Below are 22,444 nucleotides of genomic sequence, written 5' to 3' on the forward strand. Positions count from 1 at the left end.
AATGATGCCGGTCGGTACTCGTTTAGCATCTAAATAGGGCGAATATAGTATGGTTTCAAAACTACATACTTGCCGATATGATGGCTAATCCCTATATGAATCAATGAACTTATAAAAAAGGATAGATTTCTAAATGGACAGCAGCACTATCACCGAACAGCTTATGTACCTGGGACGAATTGCGTCAGGTGACGGCCTCGTGGAGGGTTTGACGCCGGGTCAGTGGGCTATTCTACGATATTTCGCCCACGCTAACCGTTTTTCGCAGACTCCATCTGCGTTTGCTGCGTTTCACGGCACAACCCGAGGCTCGGCCTCCCAAGCTATCAAAAGTCTGGTGAAGAAGGGTTATTTGCATCAGGCCCGATCCGAGTCCGACGGACGCAGTGTGCGATTGGGCCTGACGGATAAGGCCGAAGCCATAATCGGCAACGATCCAATCCAAGCCTTGGTTGAGGCTGTGGAAGCTTTACCTCAAGGCGTACAGGGAGTGTTTTCCAATACTCTACAGCGCATGCTGGGGCGCGTCGCGCTTGCGACCGGAAAGCCACATTTTGGCGTCTGCGAAAACTGTGCGCATTTCGCTGATAGCGGCTGTTGTGAAGAAGGTTGGCCCAGCCATCTTTGTAAGTTCCAGAACGAACCGCTTATGAAGGAAGATCTGAACAGACTCTGCATCGATTTCACTCCGGTCAAGCTTGTGCCCAAAGTTGGGCTCGGCTTGCAATGACCTACTTTTCCTCAGTAATCGTAAACATAGCTGATCGCAACGTCGTGACCAACGCCAAGGCGTTGGCACCCAAACTTGGCGTTAACGTCAGATCTTTGAAGGGGAACATGGCTAACAGCATCGTTTGCATCGCCGCTGAGGTCAGCGTTAACGAAGACAAATGGCACACACGCCTTAATTCCCACTGCCTTGCGCGTGTCTGGCGCGTCATTACCGAAGCTGATGGAAGCTTGATCAAGGGCTCTGTGCCCTTCATCAAGACAAAGCCTAAAAGGTATCGGTTCGGCTTGTTTGAATTAGCAAGGCACGGGGCGGATTGCTAGTACCTGGATCTTTTGCCGTAGCCTTCCTGCTTGGGCGCTTTATTGGCGATACTTCGAGACCAAAGTCATCAATATTTCACAGAGCAGCGTTCATCACGGGGGCCGCGTTCTGTGCGGCCGCCTTAGAAGCCACTGCGAAGGACATTGCATGACCTCTTTCATTTCAGAACTTAGAAAAGGGCCTCAAATGCACCTCACTGATGATCATGCCATCACATGGCAGCGACCGCGTGTAGCCATTGTCGGCACCGGTTTCGGTGGGCTCGCGGTCGCAAAGGATCTCGCCAGAACGCCCGTGGACGTCACGCTGATCGATCGCGAGAACCATCATCTCTTTCAGCCGCTGCTCTATCAAGTGGCGACAGCCGGGCTTTCGCCGGCGGACATCGCCTGGCCAATTCGTGGACTCGTCCGCCAGCAAAAGAACACGCGCGTGCAGATGGGCGAGGTTACCGGTGTCGACAAGGTTCGAAAGAAAGTCCTCTTGGGGGATTGCGAGATCGGCTACGACATCCTTGTTCTCGCAACTGGGGCGACTTACGGCTATTTTGGCAACGACGACTGGGCCGTTCACGCGCCGGGTCTCAAGACGATCGATGACGCCACGGAGATCCGCCGCCGGTTACTCCTGGCGTTTGAGCGCGCCGAGGTTGAACCTGATGCGGAGAAGCGCCGTGGCCTTCTGAGCATCGTCATCGTCGGCGGCGGACCTACCGGGGTCGAAATGGCAGGCGCCGTCGTGGAACTCGCGCGAAAGACGCTGGCGGCTGACTTCCGCGCCATCAATCCAGAAGAAACCCGTGTCGTGCTGGTTGAGGCTGGCCCCAGAGTGCTTCCCGGGTTTCCGGAGCCTCTGTCGAGCTACGCCGCCAACGCGCTTATGGGGCTGGGAGTCGACGTCCAGTTGGAACGCCCGGTTACGAAATGCGACGCGGACGGTGTTGTGATAGGCGATGAGCGCGTGATGGCTAAAACAACAATCTGGGCCGCAGGCGTGACGGCTTCACCTGCGGCAACCTGGTTGGGGTTGGAAGGCGATCGTGCGGGGCGGGTCCCCATTGGGTCAGGCCTTAAACCAACTGATACAGATGATATCTACGTCATCGGTGACACTGCGTTCGCTCATTATGCAGCTGGTGAGAAGCTGCCAGGTATCGCCCCAGTTGCCAAGCAACAAGGCACTTATGTTGCCAATGCGATCAAGGCGCAAGTGTCCGGCAGGGCCGCGCCACCACCCTTCCATTACCGCGACCGGGGTCAACTTGCCACGATCGGTCGCAAGGCCGCGGTTATCACCTTTGGTCGCTTTCATCTCAAGGGATGGTTTGCCCGGTGGATCTGGGGCCTCGCCCACATTTTTTTCCTCATTAGTTTGCGTAACCGGCTAATTGTTATGACACAATGGCTCTGGTCGTACATCAGCTTTGAGCATGGCGCACGACTAATCACCGGTATGCGTCCTCAGCCCAAAAGAGAGCAAATAAAGATTAACCATGAAAAAGGTCCGCCGACTATCGTTCAAGAAGTAGCGTCAAAGAAGACACCGAAGGTCGATCGCAGAACGAGAGTTTAGGTGTGTTCATTCAAACCAAAGCAAACCAGATTCCGACTCATTTCAGATTGTAGCCTCGTCGATTGGTTGCAGAAGTTTGAACGGCGAACTTCACAGCACAGGAGGATGCGTTTCTTCATCGTCGGAGCGGCTCCATACCAAGACATCGAGAGCGTCGCCAGCTCTCCTGAATAGGCAGTACCAACCATATGAAAATGAAAGCTCACGATATTGATGTTAACGCTCTAGCCGCGATGCGTGCGGATGGGATCGTTCACACCGTGCTCGATATCCGCGAACAAGTTGAGGTGGAGACCTGCTCCATCGCGGACAGCCGATGGATTCCCATGCAGAGTATTCCTCAACACATAGAAGTCTTGTCCCGTGGTTCTCCACTTATTGTGCTGTGTCATCACGGCGTGCGCAGCGCCATGGTGACAGAATTCCTGCGCAACAATGGCTTTGAAAATGCTTGGAACTTGGCCGGCGGGATTGAGGCCTGGTCCCGGTTAATCGAGCCGGACATGCCGCGCTATTAAGGAGGACAAAAATGAATATTTCAGCCACTCCACTTTACGTAAAAACGTTGACGCAAGATCGCCACACTGTGACTGCACCACGTCAGGGTCTCTACGAAATCACAGGAGATATCCTGAGCTGGATCGAGACACAGGCCGCAATCACCGGACTGCTTAGGCTCAAGTTTCAAATGCAACACTCAGAGCCCTTTGGGCATAGGATGTTGTGATGGACATACGAAGCAAGCACCTCAGCAGCGAGGACCGTGGCGTGATATTAGCCGAGCATAATAGGGGCAGCAGTCAGCGGTTGATCGGCCAGCTTTTGCATCGCCCGGCGAGCACGATCTGCCGTGAGCTGGCGCGAGGTCGGCAGGAAGACGGCAGCTATTGCCCGCAAGCGGCGCGGCAGGCCTATGATGCCCGGCGTGCGCGCTGCCGCCGCGAGCGCAAGCTTGTGGAGGGGAGCGATCTTTATCGTTTTGTTCATGGCAAGCTCGTACATCTGCACTGGTCGCCTGAGCAGATTGCGCAGAGACTGCGTCTCATGAAGCCTTATTTTCGTTCGATTTACTGAGCGAAGAACTCGGTTGGATGTGTACCGCCTTCGTCCGCCGGGAGGGTACGAAAGTGGCCTTTCGACGGGGGGCTCGTTTGCAAGGGAGTCCTGTGGCTGTCACGTTTCCAGCCTGAACAATCACCAAAACAAGAAAGTTGAAAATATGTTTATACAAAGCCAACAAACACCAAATCCGGCAACGCTCAAGTTTCTTCCCGGCGTCGCCGTAATGGAGCAGGGAACAGTAAGCTTCCCGACCCGGGAAGATGCCGCGCGCTCACCTTTGGCCAGCCAGCTATTTGACGTGAACGGCGTCGATGGCGTGTTCTTTGGCGGTGACTTCATCACTGTCACTAAAACCGACGACATGGACTGGACGCCGCTCAAGCCTGCAATATTGGGCGCGATCATGGAACATTTTACGTCTGGACAGCCGCTGCTGAACGAAGATGCAAGTATGTCCGACCATGCCGTATCGGATGATGATGACGAACTGGTAACTCAGATCAAAGAACTTCTGGACACGCGCGTCCGTCCGGCGGTCGCCCAAGACGGCGGCGATATCCTGTTTCATGGTTTCGAGCGAGGCGTCGTTTACCTACAACTGCAAGGAGCCTGCTCGGGTTGTCCTAGTTCGACGGCAACGTTGAAAGGTGGTATCGAGAACATGTTGCGACACTACATCCCAGATGTGATCGAAGTGCGAGCGATATGATGTCAAGACAGAACACCTACTGCGAGATGGATGCAGCGGCGAAAGATCAGAATGCCTGGGCAGTGTTCACCACTATTGAACTCAAAACGAAGCTTGCAGAACTTCAGAAGCTGGTAGACAGCGGCATGTTGTCAGATCGTTCGTTGCAGCATCAGTTTATAGAAATGGGGATCATCGAAAATGAGCTGGCCGAACACCAAGATGCATGACACTTATGCAAAGTTCAAGAACGATCACGGCGTTCCCGAGATCCGAATTGGCGTGAAAGAGTTCAAGTGCGCTGGTGCTTCAGCGCCCCATGATCATCCGCATATTTATCTCCAGATGGTTGCGGCAGACACAATTCTCTGCCCCTATTGCGCGACCTTGTTTCGCTATGATTCCCAACTCGGTCCCAATGAGTCCGATCCACAGGATTGCGTATTTTTGGACAATGTTAATAGATAAAAACATTGAATTTCCCACAATTCGTGCAGGCTTAGCAGCCAACGCACTCCATTTGGTGCTTAAATGTCCTACCAAGGCGACGTCTTGTCCAGATTTACACATATCCATGGACTCGCGGATCGGCCGTAAACAAAATTGGAATCTTATTATCCGGGCTTCGAGCTGAAATACTTGTCGAACTTGTTCTCCATCCCGTCATATTCTTCAGCATTGGCCAGAGCTTGGATTCAAACATCAAGTGCAACGGTTGATTTAAAGGCCACGATTTCGTCGGCCATAGCTTCAGCGGGTGTTCTCCATCCGAGGGTTTTTCTTGGACGGTTGTTCATCAGGTTTGCAACGTCGTTGAGCCATGTTTGGCTTGCACCGTTCAGGTCAGTTCCTTTGGGCATGAACTGACGCAGCAGTCCGTTGGTGTTCTCGTTGCTGCCGCGCTGCCTGGGAGCATGCGGATCGCAGAACCAGATATCAATTTTCAATCGTCGCGCCAATTCACGATGGCAGGCCATTTCGGAGCCACGGTCATAGGTCATGCTCTTGCGCAAATCAGCGGGTAGTCGTCTCATCTGGCGGGTGAAGCTGTCAAGCGCGGCCTCGGCCCCATTGCCATCCATTTTGCAAAGAATGACAAAGCGTGTCTTGCGCTCGACCAAGGTCCCCACTGACGAGCGATTGAATGCGCCCTTGATGAGGTCGCCCTCCCAATGGCCTGGTACCAGTCGTGCTTCGATCTCTTCAGGGCGATTGATAATGCGCAATGATTCCGGGACCATAGCACTGCCCGCCGCTGTCCTGCGCTTGAGCCCACGCTTAGGCTTCGCTTGACGCAACGCCTCGATCATCGCCGCCTTCAGCCCGCCACGTGGCTGCGCGTAAATCGCGGCATAGATGGTCTCATGGCTCACATGGGCGGATGGATCATCAGGCTTCATGAGACGCAGTCTCTGCGCAATCTGCTCAGGCGACCAGTGCAGATGTACGAGCTTGCCATGAACGAAACGATAAAGATCGCTCCCCTCCACAAGCTTGCGCTTGCGGCGGCAGCGCGCGCGCCGGGCATCATAGGCCTGCCGCGCCGCTTGCGGGCAATAGCTGCCGTCTTCCTGCCGACCTCGCGCCAGCTCACGGCAGATCGTGCTCGCCGGGCGATGCAAAAGCTGGCCGATCAACCGCTGACTGCTGCCCCTATTATGCTCGGCTAATATCACGCCACGGTCCTCGCTGCTGAGGTGCTTGCTTCGTATGTCCATCACAACATCCTATGCCCAAAGGGCTCTGCGGAACGTGTCAACGACTTTGAGACAGTGGCTTTTGGACTTTAGGCTTGGGTTTCTTCGGTTGGTTTTGGTGGGTTGATCCAGACGGCGGTCGGGATTTGAGGCGGTTTTGGTGGTTTGTGTACGAAGCGTTCGGGCGTGGCGAGGAATGCCGCGTCTAGTGTTGCTTGTCGCGCGGTGTAGATTTCTTGGGCCTGCCCAAAATGGATTTGGTCGGGCGTCATCAGACCAATCCCGGCGTGATGATGGTCTTGGTTATACCATGCAAAGAACCTGCGGCAGAATGCGCGAGCCTGCTCGATGGTTTCAAAGTTCTTGGGGAACTCTGGCTGATATTTCAGTGTTTTGAAGTGGGCTTCGGAGAACGGGTTGTCGTTTGAGGTGTGGGGCCGACTGTGGAACTTGAGCACACCAAGATCAACCAGCATCAGGGCTGTCGTCTTTGCCTTCATGGGCCCACCGCGATCTGCATGCAATGTCAGCTGATCGCGTGGAACCTCGTGTTTTTCCATCGCGTCGATGAACAGCTCTTTGAACTGGCTGGCGCTCTCCGCGTGCTCGACGCGCCAGCCAACAACGCGGCGGCTGAAGATGTCGAGGATGACATAGAGATAGAAGTAGGACCATTTCACCGGGCCCCTCAGCTTGGTGATGTCCCAAGACCAGACCTGATTGGGGGCTTCAGCTAGAAGTTCAGGCTTTTGATAGACGGGATGTGTGCGCTGTCGGCGGCGTTCGCCAACTTCGCCCTGCGCGGCCAATATCCGATACATCGTGCGGATTGAACACAGATAGGTGCCTTCATCCAGCAAGGTGGCAAAGACCTCTGTGGGCGTCTGATCCGCAAAGCGGGGTTCGCGCAGGTGGTGCAATACCTGGTCTCTTTCCCTTTCCGGCAGAGCCCGCGAAGACGCTGCGCGCGGTGGGCGTGTGCGTGGTGGTGCCGTCAGCGCCGCACGCTGTCGAAGAACGCTCGCGCGCGATAATGATAGCGCGGCGCAGACAGCCGAGGTCAAGCCGCTGCCGGTGGGCAATGCAATCGCGACGGCCATCATGATTTGCCGCTGCGCTCTTGCGTCTGCTCCATCTCGTCCAGAAGTCCCGCCACTTTTTTTTGGATGGCAATGATGGCTTCCGCCTGATCCAGACGGCGCCGCAAGGCTGTCACCTCACGGTTGGCCTTGGCCAGCTCAGCTTGCAATGGATTGGCAGGTGCCTTTTGTGGGCCACGGCGCATTGGCTGCAATGCACCCAATGTGCCGGCCGCCCGCGCACGGCGCCAATCGGTCAGTGCAGAGGAATAAAGCCCCTCCCGCCGTAGAATGGCGGAAACCCCGCCAGTGTCTGCCACTTGGTCCGTCTCATCCAGAATGCGCAGTTTGTATTTGGCTGTGAAGTTGCGTCGCTTCGGGATGCTCGTCAGTTCCGCTGTGGGAGCCAACGGCGCATTAACAACGCGGGGAGGCGACGTCGGGGCCAAAACGGCTCCAGATCCAGCATCTGGCGAAAGTGGTGATTGTGAAGGCATAACCATGGGTTCGTTCTCCTACGCCCTCAAGTGTAAACTTTAGCCAGTCAATTGTCTCACGCTTATTGGCACGGAGGGGGGCATCTATTTTTGTTCCGTGGCCGTCGTGGCCGTCGTGGCCGTCGTGGCGATCAGATCAAGATGATCTGGTGGGATGGTCAGGGCGCGTGCCTGTTTACCAAACGGCTTGAACGTGGACGGTTCGTATGGCCCTCAGTCAAGGAAGGTAAAGTCAGCCTAAGCCGCGCACAGCTTGCGATGCTGATGGAAGGCATAGACTGGCGTATTCTCAAGAAGACATGGCGTCCAAGTATGGTTGGATAGCTGTATGTTTTATAGGACTTCTTGCCTTTGTGGGATTCCCATGATGCCCGAGATTTGGTATGTAATGGCATGAGTAAGACCCCTCCAAATCTGACTAATCTGCCCCCTGAAGTACAGGCATACGTTGCCGCGCAAACAGCGGAATTGTCAGAGCTGAAGCAAGCGTTTCTCGGGTCATCCCTTGGCTATGCGACGGTACAAAAACGCCTCAAGGATGAGATGGCATCAGTGGACGCCGCCCTGAGTGCCGAGCGCACCGCTCATGCGCGGGCCATCCAGAACCGAGACACCATCATCGCCGATCTTCGCCTGCAACTCCACGGTCACAACAAGCACCGCTTTGGCTCAAAGTCGGAAAGCAGTGCACAGCTGGCGCTTGAGTTGATCCTTGAAGAACTTGAGATCGAACAAGCCGTTGAGACAGATGATGAACCCTCTGACGCTGAGGCCAAGCCGCCCCGCACACCGCGCAAGCGCAAACCTTTCCCAAAGGGGCTGAAGCGTGTCCAAAAGACCATCACCCCCAGTGATGCTTGCACCGACTGTGGCGGCAGCTTCAAAGTGCTTGGAACGGATGTGATGGAGGAGTTGGAATATGTCCCGGGACATTACATCGTGAACCAAATTGGCCGCCCGCGTCTGGCCTGCACCTGTTGTGAGGCCGTTGTTCAGGCTGAGATGCCAAGCCGACCCATTCCGAAGAGCTTTGTCGGCCCCGCGCTGATGGCCCACATCCTGTGCTGTAAATACGGCTATCATCTGCCGCTGTATCGCCAGAGCCAGATGTTTGCCAACGAGGGCATTGATCTGAGTGGATCGCTCATGGCGGGATGGGTCGGCAAATGCACCAAACTGCTGGAGCGCGTCTCAGATGCAATCTGCGATCACGTCTTTGAGGCGCAGGCGATCTTCATGGATGACACAACGGTCAAGCTGCTCCAGAAGGGCAATGGCAAAGGAAAGAATAAGACCAAAACCGCGCGACTGTGGGTCTATGCCCGAAAAGAAGACACTTGGGCCAGCGGCGCTCCACCTGCGGTGTGGTACCAGTTCTCCACCAGCCGTGAGGCGGAGCATCCCAGCAAGCATCTCGAAAGCTATGAAGGCTACGCCCATGCGGATGCCTATGCTGGGTATAATGACGCCTACCGCACGGGGCGGGTCAAAGAGATGGCATGCATGGCCCATGTGCGGCGTGAGTTCTTTGACCTTTATGAAAGCACAAAGCTGCCCGTGGCGGGCGAAGCCGTGCTGCGGATTAAAAAGCTCTATGATGTTGAGACACAAGCGCGGTTCCTGCCCCCTGCGGAACGCGTGGCCCTGCGTCAGGAATACGCCAAGCCGATCTTTGATGACCTGGAAGTCTGGCTTAAAGAGCAACTGGGCAAGATCTCTAGCAAGACGCCGCTGGCCAAGGCGATCAAATATGCACTGGCGCGCCTGCCAAAGGCACGGCCCTATCTTGATCACGGCTTTCTTGAGCTGGACAACAACACAGCCGAGCGCGCAGTGCGCCCTGTGGCCGTGGGACGCAAAAACTATCTCTTCATGGGATCAGAAGCAGGCGGCAAATCTGCAGCAATTGCTTATACGTTGATAGAGACCGCCAAGATGAACAAAGTGAATCCCGAAGCCTGGCTCGCATGGGTGCTGGAACGCATCCAGGACCATCAAGCAAACCGTATCAACGATCTCATGCCGTGGGCCTATCAGGACATGATCGATGCTAAAAACGCCGAGGCCGAGGCAAAAGACGCAGCTTGATCAAGGGCAGCGTTGATGCTTACTTTAAAACTGAATGTTCAATAAAAGATGCGCAGCGGGAAAATTGAAACAAACCAGCATGACTGGCCGCTATTTCAAATTGCCGACTATTTCGCAGAAATTGGACCAGCCGAGTGTAGTTCCTGTCTTTTTGCTTCCTTGCTTAGGGCGCCGCGCAAAACGCGCGATTTTAGTGGTTCGAAAAACCTGACGTTAGCGGTATAGCCCATGCGTTGCATCGCGGCAGCCTCCTGCGGGTGTGCGGGCAGTGTCAGGGATGCCCAACTCAGCATAGCAAGTTGTCGCTTGCTGCCCACGGCATCGCTAAGGCCGGACAGAGCAGGCAACAGCACTTGCTCAATGGTGACCTGCCCCGGCCTTGTTGCATGGACCTCCAGTCCACTGATATCGGCTGCGGTCTGTCTTCTTGAGGATGCTGTAAATGCCGCACAAATTCAACGCTCATCGTCGCGCCAAGATCCCAAAGCAAAAGCGTCGTGTGACCAACTGCGCCGATTACGATGAAAGCCTGCGGCGGCGTGGCGATCTGACTGTTTGGATCAGCGAGGATGCACTTGCGGTGTCGTTGTACCCTAATTAATCAGGCTCTTCTCCGCTTTGTTGAGTAAGAAAAGATGCTGACCATCAAGTAACCTGTTGATATGTTAGGTTTCTGACAACTTTACATAGGGCAGGTATATGACCATCGACATCTCGCAACATATTTTACGCCTGAAGGGGCAACGTGTAAATGAAATTGAGCTGGCTGAAGACGGTGCGAAGGTTATTGTTCAGTGCAGTCGGGATGCCCGCAGGAGCGCTATAGACCCTGCAACCGGCAAGAAGGGTAGCATCAACCAACATATTCGCCGACAAGTAAACGACATCCCGTTTTTTGGGTATCCTTGTGTGATTGAGATTGAGCTAGCGCAGGTTTTTATTAGCAAGGGTGAGCGCCGCATTGAGGCGTGTCCTTTTGTTGATAAAGGGTGCCGTTTCACCCATCGATTTTGCCATCTTATCAGTGGATTGTGCCGTCATTTATCCATTCTGGCTGTCTCCAGGCATTTAGGTATACGATGGGAGACGGTAAAGAATATCGACAAGGCATACCTGATGGAAACGCTCCCTGCGCTTGATCCCGCACAGCTTGCTGGCTTGGAATACATTGGTGTCGATGAAGTGGCCCGGGCGAAAGGTCATGACTATATGACGGTGGTCTACGATATGGTCGGAGGGCATCTGATCTGGGTGGAAGCCGGTCGAACTGCCGAAGTTTTTTCAAGGTTTTTGAAACAGCTGCGGCCAGATACAGCCCATAAAATAAAGGCCGTGTCGATGGATATGGGGCCTGCCTACCAAAAGGCTGTCAGGGAGTCCTTGCCGATGGCCGACATCGTATTTGACCGTTTCCACGTCATGAAAAACTACAGCAAGGCTATCCATAATCAGCGTCGCCTTGAGTTCAGGAAGGCCGATCCAAGTGGTAAAGAGTTGATGAAGGGCACGCATTATCTGTTGCTCAAAAATGCGGATAAGTTGAATGAAAAACAAAGTAACAAGCTGCAAACGTTGCTGGAGAGCAATAGCAACCTGAATACGCTTTACGTCTTAAAAGAACAGCTTCAGGCTCTGTGGAGCGCCCCATCATTTGAGGGGATGTCAGAGCAACTGGAAAATTGGTGCCTGATCGCAGATCAGTCACACATGCTCTATCTGAAAAAGTTCGCAAAATCCCTAAGAAAACATTGTGTGGGCATATGCAACTACGCGAAACACAAGCTGACAAGCGCCAGGATAGAGGCTGGTAATGTCAGTATAGGAATGATCCGCAAACGAGCCAGGGGCATCAGGGATACCGAATACTTCAAACTCAAAATTAGACAATCATCCATCCCAGATAATCAATCTATGTTCTATTTGAAATCCTAGAATAACTCAACAAAGCGGAGAAGAGCCATTAATCAGAATCGATTGTGATTTTATCCTTTGTTTTCAGTATGAGTTGGTATCGTTAATTGCAGCATTGTACCCTCAATTACCATACGGTCGTTGTCTGTGCATAAGTGACGGCTTCGAAGTCCTAAGGAACCCAGGTTTTGAACAGTAAGCCGCCGTCAAGGCGTCAGAGAACGTTCTTGCAGCTGCGCGTCATGCAATGTCAAAGCTCGGTTCTTCAGCGGACCGTCAGGCGTTCTTGGCGTGAGCGAATGCAATCTGGAGGGGGCAAAGGAAAAGCGACATCGACCAAGCTCAGCCTGTGGATATATTGTAATTAAGGGTACAAAAACGCCCGATACACCCATGAATCCGCAGAATCTGATTAATTAGGGTACAACGACACCCGCATTGGCATGTGAACTGACGCACGGGCTGGCCGCAGCCAAGATCCAGAACCTTGGCCCCAACGGGAAGCGGCGACATAAAGGCTTTCAATGCCTTACTTACGTGCCCGCGATGCATGAGGTCTGCGTATGGTATCGTCAAGTTGCGGGACATCTCAAAAGCCGGTACGTGGGCGTATGACCAAACCCAAGCAATCTGGTGCCTTTTCAGGCCACCGTTTCCCACCTGAGATTATCTCATACGCCGTCTGGGCCTATCATTGATTTCCCATGAGTTTGCGCGATGCTGAGGATCTGTTAGCCGCACGCGGTGTTGTGGTCAGCTACGAGACCATCCGCGCTTGGGTTGCTAAATTCGGGTTACAATATGCCAAGGCGATCCGCCGAGATCGACCTAAAGTGGCGGACAAATGGCACCTGGACGGAGTCGCCCTTCCGATAAATGGTAAGAAGTATTGGCTGTGGCGCGCTGTCGACAGCAAAGGTGATGTGCTGGACATCCTCGTGCAGTCTCGGCGCAATAAACGGGCCGCCATTCGGTTCTTCCGCAAACTATTCAAGGCATTTGGTGAGCCACGGGTGATCGTCACCGATAAACTCCGAAGCTATGGCGCCGCCTTGAAGGAGCTTGCTCCGGGAATAGAGCATCGCAGTCATAGGGGGCTCAACAATCGATCCGAAGGGTCACACAGGCCGACCCGACGGCGAGAAAAGGTCATGGGGAGGTTCAAATCGCCGAGGCAAGCCCAGCGATTTCTTTCCGTTCATGATCAGGTCCAAACCGTCTTCCGCCCGCGCCGCCACACCCTTTCAGCAGCTGCCTATCGCCAGACGAGAGCCGATGCCCGTTGAGTTTGGGACGGCATCACGCGTGAGCTTAAGGCTGCTTGAGATCTAGCGCCCCGGCTATCGTTGCGAAGATAGCCAACAACTTGACGATGCCGGAAGGCGACCTGATTGGCGGATCGAAGAACAGCTATGTGGCAAAGACTGGAGCCAATGCTTGCGCGTTTTGAGAATTTCCCGACATTTGTACGCGACAAAAGGCAAGGTTTCTTTGGCAATTTTGATTGCCGCGTCGGAAAACCGCACCAGACTAGCGGCAAACAACGATGGGGTGCCTTTTTATTGGATCAACGCCGACACCGCGCTCTGCCAGATTTTGACCTGATGGATTCAACAGGTTGATCAGCCTCTTTTTCAAAACGGGCCTTGCGAAGTTTGGCGGACTTTTCATAGCGTTTATGAGCGTCTTCATCGTTAATCTGCTTTACAACGCGTGTAGTCTTGTCGAGCATCGTTTCCTTTTGAGGTTGTGCTCTAGGAACCTCAATCGTCTTTTCTGGATTTGCCATTAACTTTTCTCCTTAATCTATTCCGCGCTGGGTCGCGGCGGCGCAACGTCAGCTTTCATGTCTGGTCATTTTAGCCCTTTGGCCCAACTGCAAACAGCCGACGGGCTACGCGGCCTCTGGCACGACCAAAACAGGACAGGGTGCGGATTTAGTGACCCTGCGCGCGATGGAAGGATCGAACAAAGTTTTGAGCCAAGACCGGTTAGGAGACCCGACAACAATGACATCAGCGTCGCAGTCATCGGCGTAATCGACGATCACTTTCTCGACGTCGCCGCCTCGCACCTCAATCTCTGTCTCGACATTCGAACCGCTTTCGACCCGCAACTCCGCTAGTTGCTGACCACGGTCTTCGATGATTTGCGCATTATCAGCCACGACGATAGGGATCGTGGTGCCTATTCGCCCTGCAGCGACCAATCCGGCCCCTTCAAATTGCGACGGGACGACATTCAACAAAAACACCTTACCGCCGGTAACCTCCGCCATATCATAGGCGAAATCCGCAATCTCACGGTTTAAGTCCTGATCAACTGTTGTCACAACCATGATCCGTTGGAAGCGGGCAGTTTGAAGATCTATGCTCTCAACTGTCTCGGCCTTTTTGATTTTTTCCAACTGGATCAACGCAGATTGAAGGTCCTTTGAACTATACGACAAATTGCCGACAGCTATACCTTCGGCCGTGGCTTCAATCGACAAATTCGCGTCGAGTACCATGGATCGCAAGACCTTTTCTTTATCGTCCAAGCTCAGCTTTTTATCGCACAGAACTTGTTCTGGCGTTTCAAAATAGGGTGAAGGGTTCGATATTCTCATTTTTGAATAGATGGTCATGGATCTCCTTTTTGGTCGCGACCGAATATTAATCGGGCAACTTTCGTAGGTAGATTGTTTTTTTCGACTGCCAAGTTTAGTTGAGCCGACTAGGAACCTGCGGGCGATTTGAACGTTGTCCACTGCGCGCATCTGACCCAGCTGTCATGTGGGCTTTGTTAGTTCTGATACCAATAACATATAATAAAAAAAGGAAAAAATCAAGGTCACGGCCGTCGGGTGTGTCCTCATGATGGTGTTTTCGCTGTTTCGGATTAGCTTCGTAAGGCACACAAAGTGTACCAAAACATGTCGTGTTGTCCGGCATGTTTCCTTTCAAATCAGCATAACACGATCAACTGCGCGGCCCTTCGCCCGATGATCCCTGCGCGGTGCGTTTGCCCCCAAATGCGCCTGCACGTAGAGCTATGGCAGATGAGGAAGATGCGTTTGAACATCGGGCGGCCACTATTGAATACGAGGGAGACTTCGCGCAGTAGTTCGCAGAGGTCTTAGCGAGGCAAGGCAGGGGGTAGTGGGAAGGCCGTTTTGCCGAGATGGGCGATACAATGCAGCGCAAGTATAATGTGCTACGCAGTAGCATCTGCATCGGTGCGTAGTATTGCCGCTATCTGCTCAAAAGGGGACCTCCAAGATCGAAGCCTCAATCTCCGCTCCCTAGTCTTTCTAGCTTGAAACATCTTGACCCCAAGCGACCAATAGCTTTGCATAACGGGATCAGCCAAGGAGGCTACCCTAATGCCGTTTGTAAATACGCTCGCAAAGCAATTGATGGCTTATGCAGCGGCGCAGAACTTTGTGGGCGTCTGCCAAAGTTTTCGGCCCCATCTGGAGGGCGGCGTCAAGATGCTCAGTTCGCGTTTTGCACCCTGATGCATCCGCTAGAAAGCGCTCTAAAAGTCAAAAACATCTGTGGCATGAGGCTTCAGCAATGATCCAGGCTGCCAAGTTCCATCCCACTATTGAAGAGGCGGACTGCGCCTTTGTCGATAACAAGCAGCTTTGAGGCAGAGCGGATTGCAACACTCTCCCTCTTATGGTGTTGGCCTCGCTCTGGCTGGGGCACTCTTGTTGACGCCAGATGTGCTCCTCATGCGCATTTCCGGCATGTCCACCTTTCAGATGCTGGGATGGCGTGGGCTCTGTCTCGGGCTTATTTTCCTCCTGGCTTGGTGGCTGACAAGTAAAGTCTGGCGCGCCGACCTTGCAGCGCTTGGAAGCAGTACTGCGCTCATCGTGATCGCATGCCAAGTAATGAACACGACGCTTTTTCCCATGGGGATTTCAATAGCGCCGGTCGCGCCGGTTCTGCTAGGCGTCGCTACTGTGCCAATCTGGTCAGCGTTGCTGGCCCGGCAGCTTTATGGCGAAACTACAACCCGCGCGACATGGATCGCCATCACTCTGGTTATGGTGGGCTTGACATTGGCCGTGACTGACAAGGGTGAGGACGCTCTGGACGCATATGCCCTTGCCGGAGCAGCTTGCGGGCTTGGCGTCGCCTTCGCCCTCGCACTGACTTTCGTCATATTGCGCCACAACCCCAGCCTGCCGCTACTCTTGGTGATTGGCCTAGGTTCGCTGGCGTCGGGCACTTCTGGCTGGCTGATCATTGGTCCAGCTCAGATGACTGATGGAACGGTCTGGGCCGTTTTGGTGAGCGCCTTGCTCATCTTGCCGTTGTCTTTCTTCGCGCTCAACGAGGCCTCCCGACACACCGCCGCCGCTAATGTCAGCTTGCTGCTGTTGTTGGAGACGGTGCTTGCGCCAGTCTGGGTGTGGCTTGGCACCGGCGAAGCGCCATCACCACGCATGATGGCCGGAGGTGCAGTGGTGGTCGCTACACTCACGGTCTACGTGCTCAGCGCGCGGCGCCTTCGTGGTCAGCCACCGAACACCCACATTATCTAAAACAAAATTCGCGACTGGGCCAGTCATGCACAGGATTGCGTCACTATATTTCTAATCTTTCATGGCCGAGTTGCACGGATCAACTTTAGCTTGGACCGCGCCCTACCCGAGACGGATTTCAGGCGGTGCGTTCGAATTGCGGGCGACCGAGTTCGGTCATCCGGTTCAGCACGCGGACGCCAATCTTCGCTTCCGTTTTCTGCTTTTCGAAGGCGCGAGCTTTTAGCTTGGGCCCGATGACGGCCTTCCAGCGGCCCATGAGGGTTTCGCCTCGGCTGCGTTGATTGTAGCCAGAGGCTTTCTGCCAGGCCATCCTCCCGCGGGCTGCGATGTCGGCGATATGGCAGTCTCGCGCCGTCGAATCCTGGCCCGCAATGGCGCTCAGGATCGCGGTTTTGGGAGGTGGGATCGTGACCTCGATCATCGATCCGAACCGAGCGGCAAGCAAATCAGATGTTGGTTCTCCATCGTAAGCGCCGTCCATTGCCCGGCAGGCGATGCTTGCATCGCTGAGAGGGGCCAGAAAGAGAGCAACCGGGCCGTCGACCTGATCAAGCAGGCCAGGCAAGGCCGTTGGATCTCCGACTTCATCTGTGGTCAGATCGGAGCTGACAATCTCGCCACTGACAAGATCGAGACCGAGGTGCAGCTTGCGCCAAGAGCGCCGTTTGCGTTTGGTTTTATGCTTTTCCTCAAGCCATTCGCCTTTACCGAATATCTTCAGGCAGGTACTGTCAACGACGAGGCGTATCGCGGCTTGCTTGTCCGCCCTTGGACTCGTCTGCAATATCACGCCGTTCCCCCAGCGAGACAGGGTTGAGAAATCAGGCACTGCAATCTCAACCCCCAGTATTCCCGTGATGCCGCGCATAAAGCCTTGGGTCTGGCGCAGCGGTTGCTTGAAAAGCATGCCCAAGGTCAGACAAAGTTCAATCGCTAGGTCCGAGTAGCGCGGCTGCCCTCCACGTGTCGTTCGGCGCGCCGCCGACCACATACCAAGCGCCTCATCGCTGATCCAAACCGTCAGATCACCGCGCCGCCTCAAACCCTGATTGTATTCAGCCAAGTTGGTCACCTGATGCTTTTGCTTCGGGATCTTCGCACGGTGCTTATCTTATGCTGTCTGTCGGCTTTCCCGAATAACGATGAATATGCCGCTCACCACAATCACAGCCGCTCCCGCGAGCGTCCACATTTCGGGGGTGTCACCCCAGATCAGCCACCCGAATAGGGACGCCCAGATCAGCGCCGTATAGTCGAACGGTGCTACCACCGCCGCGGGCGCAAAGCGGAAGGCCTGCCCGATCAACGTGATCCCCAGTGTGCCAAACACAGCCAGCGCTACAAGGAATGGCAAATCACTGACCTGCACTTGCACCCAAACTACGAAAGCTAAGGGTGCGGCATAGAGCATGGGAAAGAGCATTACGAAGAACATCATCGTCCACATACTCTCCCGGGGGCCAAGAAAGCGCGCGCTGATCATAAAGAGCGCATAAAGGCCGGCTGTACCAATCACGTAAAGTGATGCGGGTTGAAAGGTAGCCCCACCGGGCCGCACGATGATAAAGACACCGATGAACCCGACCAGCACCGCGCCCCACCGTCGCCAGCCGACCGTCTCTCCCAGCAGTGGAACCGAGAGGGCAGTGATAAAAATCGGGGCCGAAAAGACCAGGGCGGTGGCCTCGGCCAGCGCTAAAGCCTCGAGCCCCTTGAAAAACATGTAAGCCCCTCCCAGCATCAATAGGCCGCGTATTGCATGGACACGCAGGTGGTTTGAGACAAAACCAGAGACCCCAATTTTATACATCACCACGGCACCCACCATGGGCAAGGCAATGAGGTTGCGCAGAAACACGATCTGTACCGGATCGTAGCGCTCGACCAGCAATTTCGCGATGGCGTCGTTCATAGAAAGGAAAGCGACACCCGCGCATATTGTCAGGATCGCCTGCCGCGTACGACCAGCTTCGATCGCGGTTCTCGCTGTCATCTTTTACTTCCCCTCCTCGTCTGCATGGCAGGACTAGCAGGCGTGCACGTATGATACCACGGCAGACCTGTTTTACTGTTCCGCGAGCCCCGTCTCCAGCAACTTCTCATGGTTTGGCGGAACACGCAGGCCCTCCAACCCGATGGCCACCAAGAGCCGTCAGTTGTTACGAATGCACAGCAAACGCCACGACGTGGGCTGCGGAACTGGCGGCAAGGAAGCTGGGACGTAGGGCTGAGCGTGCGGTTACCTCTGTCCCTTCGAAACGTTGAGAATGTTTGTCCCAATCCTGGCTTCAGTTTTTTGGTTTGGAAAGTTCCGAGCTTTCAGTTTGGGGCCGATGACCATCTTCCAGCGGCCCATTTGTGCTTCGCCTCGGCTCCGGTGATTGTAGCCGCTGTTAACTTGCCATGCCAGGCGTCCCTAGTCTCGAATCTCCGCGATGTGTTTATCCCGGGGCGTTGGATCACGGGCAGCATCGAGGCTGAGAACGGCCGTGATCGGAGGCGGGATTGCTGGGAGTTGCGATCGCGGTGCCGGATTTCTCCACCCTCTCGCGCAGGGGTGAGGGTCTGACTTTGCACGCGACGCGCAAGACGGTCCGATCTGATCCCGGGCCTTGCTGAACTTCGCATCATGCATATCTCTTAATAGTAAGACTTGAAACCAGGAGGATATCAGATGGCAGGCAACTTGAATGCTTTGAAAGAAAACATGCATCGCTCGAAAAGAACATCACCCGCGAGCAAAAGCGCCCCGGCAGCGATGATCTCGAAATCAAAGATATGAAGAAGCGTAAGCTGGTCATCAAAGAGGATATCCTCCTACTTGAACACCGCGGCGCAACCGCTTGATGTCATCGGGACGCGGGCAAGACCCACGCCCTTTGTTATTTAAGGCTCAGGGGAGAGTACCCCAAAGCGTGGGGCAATTGCGTTTTCGGGATGATCTGACATATTTCCTCGATGCCTGTACCGTTGGAAATTCTTCAACTCAAACTTCAGCTTCTGGGGACCAGCCCCACGCTTTGGGGTGCTCTCCATCAAGTCGTACACGAACAAGACGTTAGACAAAGAAATTCCGGGCACAAAGGCCCAGCGAAGTACAACAGGGAGATATAAAGCGGCAAAACCGCTCTACCCTGTATATTTATGAGGCAGAGTTGAAGCGAACAAGCACTAACGGCTATCTTGGACGCATCCCCGCCATGCGTTTGTCGCATAGGTCACGACCCTGAGCGATGTGATGAGATGCATTTAAGCGATCGCGGCGGCGCCATCACGAATACGGCGGCGATGGGTAATAATCTCATCCTGAACAAAATCGCGGAACGCCATGATGCGTTTGGATTGCCGCAGCTCTTCAGGATAGGCAAAGTAAACAGGGACTTCGCCGCTTTCAACCTCAGGCAGAACGCGCACCAGTGTGGGGAAGTCCTCGATCACATAATCAGGCAAAACGCCAATACCGAGGTCGGACAGTACCGCCTGAAGCACACCAAAGTAATTGTTCACATGCAAAAGACTCGGTTTGTCATAGCTGAGCAGATGCCCAACCAGCGTCGCCCCCGCCGCCACCTGAAACGCGCTGGGGCTTTGACAAATGAGCCGATGACGGCCGATGTCCTCGATTTCATCGAAACCACCCACTTTGTCGAGGTATGCCTGCGACGCATAAAGCCGCATGCGCACTGTCATCAGCTTTTTGCGAACCAGATCGGCCTGTGAGGGTTCTTTCATGCGAATTGCCACGTCGGCTTCGCGCATTGGCAGGTCGAGCACGCGTTCTTCCAGCATCAGGTCGATGTTCAGGTCCGGATATTTTTCATAGAGTGCAGGCAGACGCGGCGCGAGCCAGAGGGTGCCAAAGCCTGTGGTGGTGGTGACCTTCAGTTCGCCAAAGACTTCTTCGGCGGAATCTTTAATTCGTGCACTGGCGACATCTAGGCGGCGCGACATGGATTTGGTTGCATCAAACAGCAGTTCGCCCTGTTCGGTCAGGATCAACCCACGGGCGTGACGGTGAAACAGAATCGTCGACAGTGATTCTTCGAGCGCGCGAATTTGGCGTGACACTGCAGATTGCGACAAGTGTAGCTTGTCACCCGCAGCGGTCAGCGACCCTGCGTCAGCGACCGCGTGAAAAATTCGTAACTTGTCCCAGTCCATCGGATATCCTTGCTGCATCTGTTACCGCTCACATGTTGGCACTTGTTACGAGAGTACCCCAAACCGCGTAGGAAATAACAGAACGTGGGAAATGGTGGCCTTTGAGGCGCAGCTGGGACCTCTGGCAGATCATCGGTACGCGCTACGACCAACCAGCATTATGGTCAACAACTTGACAATGCCACGCGCAAGTTGGGGTCGAGTCCGGTAGGGGGCTAAATCGTATCATAAGGAATTTCGACCCTGGCTTTTGGCAATCTATATTCAGCGGCTGTCGCGATGCCCTAATTAACCAGATTCCAGAAAAAAACTATCGTTTGTTTTCAAGGCTAAATTGTACCGCGGATTCAACCCGCCAGTGCAACTTTACCCATGGTATGATGCGTGAGGCAGCGATGCCCAAATGCTTCTCACCGTCTAAAGTAAAGGAACACAAATGCGAGCCTATCACCGCCTCACTGAGGGGCAGCGTAACCAGGTTTATGCGTTGAAGAAAGCAGGTTTGAAGCAATATGCCATTGCTGATTAGATCGGCGTGAACAAGTCGACGATTTCGCGGGAATTTAAGCGCAACACAGGCCTGCGCGGATATCGCCCCAAGCAGGCGCATCGTCTGGCTTGCTCGCGGTAGGCACAAATCTGCCGGACCCGTATCTCGGATGCGGCGTGGACTGGGATTGGAGAGATGATCCGCGAAGACTGGAGCCCCGAGCAAATCACAGGCCATCTGAAAGACATTGGTGAGCCAAGCATCAGCCCAGAATGGATTTACCAGCATCTCTATGCAGATAAGCGTAACGGTGGCGACCTTCACGACCGCCTGAGATGTCAAAAGCAACGGCGCAAGCGCTATGGCAGTACCGAGCGGCGCGGGCAGATCAAGAATAGAGTATCCATTGAGAAACGCCCTGCAGTCGTTGACTTGCGTAGCCGCGTTGGGGATTGGGAAGCCGATACCTTGATCGGCAAGCAGGGACACTAAGTCCTTGTGACACTGGTTGAGCGCAAGACGCGATTTACCGTTGCCATAAAGGCAGTCAATAAAACAGCGCGGGCTGTCACGGATGCGATCTGTGATCACCTGAGGCCCTATCAGGAAAGGGTTCTCACCTTGACCTACGACAATGGCAGAGAATTTGCTTACCATAAAGAGATTGCCCGCGAGCTGACTGCCGAGGGTTTCTTCGCGCACCCCTATCACTCCTGGGAGCGGGGCCTCAACGAAAACACCAATGGTCTGATACGGCAATACATCCCAAAGGGAAAAGACATTGATGATCTGAGTGATGAGGACGTGGCTAAGATCATCGAAAAGATTAACAGCCGGCCCAGAAAATGCCTTGGCTTTAAAACGCCAAATCAGCTATTCCTAGGGCCCAAACAGCATGTTGCACTGGCAAGTTGAATCCGCGTGCCTTTATAGCAACGGTAAATCGCGTTTTGCGCTCAACCAGTGTCACAAGGACAGAGTGTCCCTGCTTGCCGATCAAGGTATCTGCTTCCCAATCCCCAACGCGACTGCGCAGGTCGACGATTGCAGGGCGTTTCTCAATGGATACTCTATTCTTGATCTGACCGCGCCGCTCGGTACTGCCATAGCGCTTGCGCCGTTGCTTTTGACATCTCAGATGGGTGTGAAGGTCGCCACCGTTACGCTTGTCTGCATAGAGATGCTGGTAGATCCATTCTGGGCTGACGCTTGGCTCACCAATATCTTTCAGATGACCTGTAATCTGCTCGGGGCTCAATTCCTCCCGGATCATCTTTTCAATCCTAATCCACATTACATCCGAGATACGGGTCCGGCAAATTTGTGCCTGCCGTGAGCAAGCCAGACGATGCGCCTGCTTGGGGCGATATCCGCGCAGGCCTGTGTTGCGCGTAAATTCCCGCGAAATCGTCGATTTGTTCACGCCGATCTGATCCGCAATGGCATATTGCTTCAAACCTGCTTTCTTCAACGCATAAACTTGGTTACGCTGTCCCTCAGTGAGGCGGTGATAGGCTCGCATTTGTGTTCCTTTACTTTAGACGGTGAGAAGCACTTGGGCATCGCTGCCTCACGCATCATACCGTGGGTAAAGTTGCACTGGCG

The 22,444-nt window shown here is 54.2% G+C and carries 20 protein-coding genes and 6 pseudogenes; 16 read left to right on the plus strand and 10 right to left on the minus strand.

What is annotated here, in order from left to right; translation table 11 throughout:
* Positions 1-133 precede the first annotated feature (133 nt).
* Positions 134-730 carry a MarR family winged helix-turn-helix transcriptional regulator gene (locus OA238_RS25660; protein ID WP_051076606.1) on the plus strand — a complete coding sequence of 199 codons (597 nt, stop codon included), beginning with the start codon at positions 134-136 and terminating at the stop codon, positions 728-730.
* A gap of 1 nt (position 731) precedes the next feature.
* On the opposite strand, the gene OA238_RS32260 is transcribed toward OA238_RS25660, so the two are convergent.
* A complete protein-coding gene (locus OA238_RS32260; protein WP_144055988.1) occupies positions 732-968 on the minus strand; it encodes a hypothetical protein in 237 nt (78 codons plus the stop codon).
* A gap of 233 nt (positions 969-1,201) precedes the next feature.
* On the opposite strand from OA238_RS32260, the gene OA238_RS25670 reads away from it, so the two are divergent.
* The 7 genes and pseudogenes from OA238_RS25670 to OA238_RS25700 all read left to right on the plus strand — a co-directional run bounded on the left by OA238_RS25670 (position 1,202) and on the right by OA238_RS25700 (position 4,844).
* Positions 1,202-2,626 carry an NAD(P)/FAD-dependent oxidoreductase gene (locus OA238_RS25670; RefSeq protein ID WP_245581402.1) on the plus strand — a complete coding sequence of 475 codons (1,425 nt, stop codon included), beginning with the start codon at positions 1,202-1,204 and terminating at the stop codon, positions 2,624-2,626.
* A gap of 188 nt (positions 2,627-2,814) precedes the next feature.
* Complete coding sequence (locus OA238_RS25675; RefSeq protein WP_015497429.1) at positions 2,815-3,144, plus strand: rhodanese-like domain-containing protein; 330 nt, start codon at positions 2,815-2,817, stop codon at positions 3,142-3,144.
* Positions 3,145-3,155: 11 nt separating this feature from the next.
* On the plus strand, positions 3,156-3,353 hold the full coding sequence (locus tag OA238_RS33190) for a hypothetical protein (protein ID WP_044037659.1): 198 nt from the start codon (positions 3,156-3,158) through the stop codon (positions 3,351-3,353).
* Positions 3,353-3,679 (plus strand): annotated as a pseudogene (locus OA238_RS25685) (transposase); the annotation flags it as partial. The gene OA238_RS33190 and the pseudogene OA238_RS25685, both read left to right, overlap by 1 nt.
* Positions 3,680-3,845: 166 nt before the next feature.
* Complete coding sequence (locus OA238_RS25690) at positions 3,846-4,397, plus strand: NifU family protein (RefSeq protein ID WP_015497430.1); 552 nt, start codon at positions 3,846-3,848, stop codon at positions 4,395-4,397.
* A complete protein-coding gene (locus OA238_RS25695) occupies positions 4,394-4,606 on the plus strand; it encodes a hypothetical protein (protein WP_144055989.1) in 213 nt (70 codons plus the stop codon). Before OA238_RS25690 ends, OA238_RS25695 begins: the two co-directional genes overlap by 4 nt.
* A complete protein-coding gene (locus OA238_RS25700) occupies positions 4,599-4,844 on the plus strand; it encodes a zinc-finger domain-containing protein (protein ID WP_044037663.1) in 246 nt (81 codons plus the stop codon). Before OA238_RS25695 ends, OA238_RS25700 begins: the two co-directional genes overlap by 8 nt.
* A 227-nt stretch (positions 4,845-5,071) precedes the next feature.
* Here OA238_RS25700 and OA238_RS25705 read toward each other — a convergent pair whose 3' ends face one another.
* Together OA238_RS25705 and OA238_RS25710 are read right to left on the minus strand one after the other, a co-directional pair.
* Positions 5,072-6,094 (minus strand): IS30 family transposase, encoded by a 1,023-nt coding sequence (locus OA238_RS25705; protein ID WP_015497431.1) that lies wholly within the window; start codon positions 6,092-6,094, stop codon positions 5,072-5,074.
* A 68-nt stretch (positions 6,095-6,162) separates the two neighbouring features.
* Positions 6,163-7,655 (minus strand): IS3 family transposase gene (locus OA238_RS25710; RefSeq protein WP_085982791.1). Its coding sequence is split into 2 segments (ribosomal slippage): positions 6,163-7,205 and positions 7,205-7,655, totalling 1,494 coding nucleotides; the frame shifts between segments, so codons are not numbered across the junction.
* Positions 7,656-7,727: 72 nt separating this feature from the next.
* Between OA238_RS25710 and tnpB the strand changes: the two are divergent.
* The 5 genes and pseudogenes from tnpB to OA238_RS25745 all read left to right on the plus strand — a co-directional run.
* A pseudogene (tnpB, locus tag OA238_RS25720) lies at positions 7,728-7,973 on the plus strand (IS66 family insertion sequence element accessory protein TnpB); the annotation flags it as partial.
* A 69-nt stretch (positions 7,974-8,042) separates the two neighbouring features.
* The gene (gene tnpC, locus OA238_RS25725; RefSeq protein ID WP_051076609.1) at positions 8,043-9,737 is read left to right on the plus strand and encodes an IS66 family transposase; all 1,695 of its coding nucleotides are present in this window, start codon (positions 8,043-8,045) and stop codon (positions 9,735-9,737) included.
* A 442-nt stretch (positions 9,738-10,179) separates the two neighbouring features.
* Positions 10,180-10,338: a hypothetical protein gene (locus OA238_RS32270; RefSeq protein ID WP_187293117.1), complete on the plus strand. Its 159-nt coding sequence runs from the start codon at positions 10,180-10,182 to the stop codon at positions 10,336-10,338.
* A 98-nt stretch (positions 10,339-10,436) separates the two neighbouring features.
* Positions 10,437-11,669: an ISL3 family transposase gene (locus OA238_RS25740; protein WP_015495002.1), complete on the plus strand. Its 1,233-nt coding sequence runs from the start codon at positions 10,437-10,439 to the stop codon at positions 11,667-11,669.
* A gap of 590 nt (positions 11,670-12,259) precedes the next feature.
* Positions 12,260-12,934 (plus strand): annotated as a pseudogene (locus OA238_RS25745) (IS6 family transposase).
* Between the two features lie 281 nt (positions 12,935-13,215).
* Here the strand turns inward: OA238_RS25745 and OA238_RS32275 are convergent.
* A complete protein-coding gene (locus OA238_RS32275; RefSeq protein WP_144055990.1) occupies positions 13,216-13,437 on the minus strand; it encodes a hypothetical protein in 222 nt (73 codons plus the stop codon).
* A gap of 105 nt (positions 13,438-13,542) precedes the next feature.
* Positions 13,543-14,274 carry a universal stress protein gene (locus OA238_RS25755; protein ID WP_015497434.1) on the minus strand — a complete coding sequence of 244 codons (732 nt, stop codon included), beginning with the start codon at positions 14,272-14,274 and terminating at the stop codon, positions 13,543-13,545.
* Between the two features lie 1,017 nt (positions 14,275-15,291).
* Between OA238_RS25755 and OA238_RS25760 the strand changes: the two genes are divergently transcribed.
* Positions 15,292-16,185 carry a DMT family transporter gene (locus OA238_RS25760; protein ID WP_015497435.1) on the plus strand — a complete coding sequence of 298 codons (894 nt, stop codon included), beginning with the start codon at positions 15,292-15,294 and terminating at the stop codon, positions 16,183-16,185.
* Positions 16,186-16,303: 118 nt separating this feature from the next.
* Here OA238_RS25760 and OA238_RS25765 read toward each other — a convergent pair whose 3' ends face one another.
* From OA238_RS25765 to OA238_RS34305, 3 genes and pseudogenes are all read right to left on the minus strand, one after another.
* Positions 16,304-17,281, minus strand: a complete 978-nt coding sequence (locus tag OA238_RS25765; RefSeq protein ID WP_051076610.1) for an IS5 family transposase — start codon at positions 17,279-17,281, stop codon at positions 16,304-16,306.
* Between the two features lie 18 nt (positions 17,282-17,299).
* Entirely contained in the window at positions 17,300-18,181 is an 882-nt protein-coding gene (locus tag OA238_RS25770) for a DMT family transporter (protein WP_015497437.1), read from the minus strand.
* A 246-nt stretch (positions 18,182-18,427) separates the two neighbouring features.
* Positions 18,428-18,694 (minus strand): annotated as a pseudogene (locus OA238_RS34305) (IS5 family transposase); the annotation flags it as partial.
* Positions 18,695-18,855: 161 nt separating this feature from the next.
* Here OA238_RS34305 and OA238_RS30980 point away from each other — a divergent pair.
* Complete coding sequence (locus OA238_RS30980) at positions 18,856-19,035, plus strand: YdcH family protein (protein WP_083906910.1); 180 nt, start codon at positions 18,856-18,858, stop codon at positions 19,033-19,035.
* Between the two features lie 402 nt (positions 19,036-19,437).
* Here the strand turns inward: OA238_RS30980 and OA238_RS25775 are convergent, their stop codons facing one another.
* Positions 19,438-20,349, minus strand: coding sequence for a LysR family transcriptional regulator (locus tag OA238_RS25775; protein WP_044037669.1), 912 nt, complete (start codon positions 20,347-20,349; stop codon positions 19,438-19,440).
* 436 nt (positions 20,350-20,785) lie between these two features.
* Here OA238_RS25775 and OA238_RS30985 point away from each other — a divergent pair.
* Positions 20,786-21,754, plus strand: a pseudogene (locus tag OA238_RS30985) (IS30 family transposase).
* Between the two features lie 7 nt (positions 21,755-21,761).
* On the opposite strand, the pseudogene OA238_RS25790 reads toward OA238_RS30985, so the two are convergent.
* Positions 21,762-22,361: pseudogene (locus tag OA238_RS25790) on the minus strand (IS30 family transposase); the annotation flags it as partial.
* Positions 22,362-22,444 lie beyond the last annotated feature (83 nt).

Origin of the sequence: Octadecabacter arcticus 238 (genome assembly GCF_000155735.2) — a bacterium.
Taxonomy (GTDB): domain Bacteria; phylum Pseudomonadota; class Alphaproteobacteria; order Rhodobacterales; family Rhodobacteraceae; genus Octadecabacter; species Octadecabacter arcticus.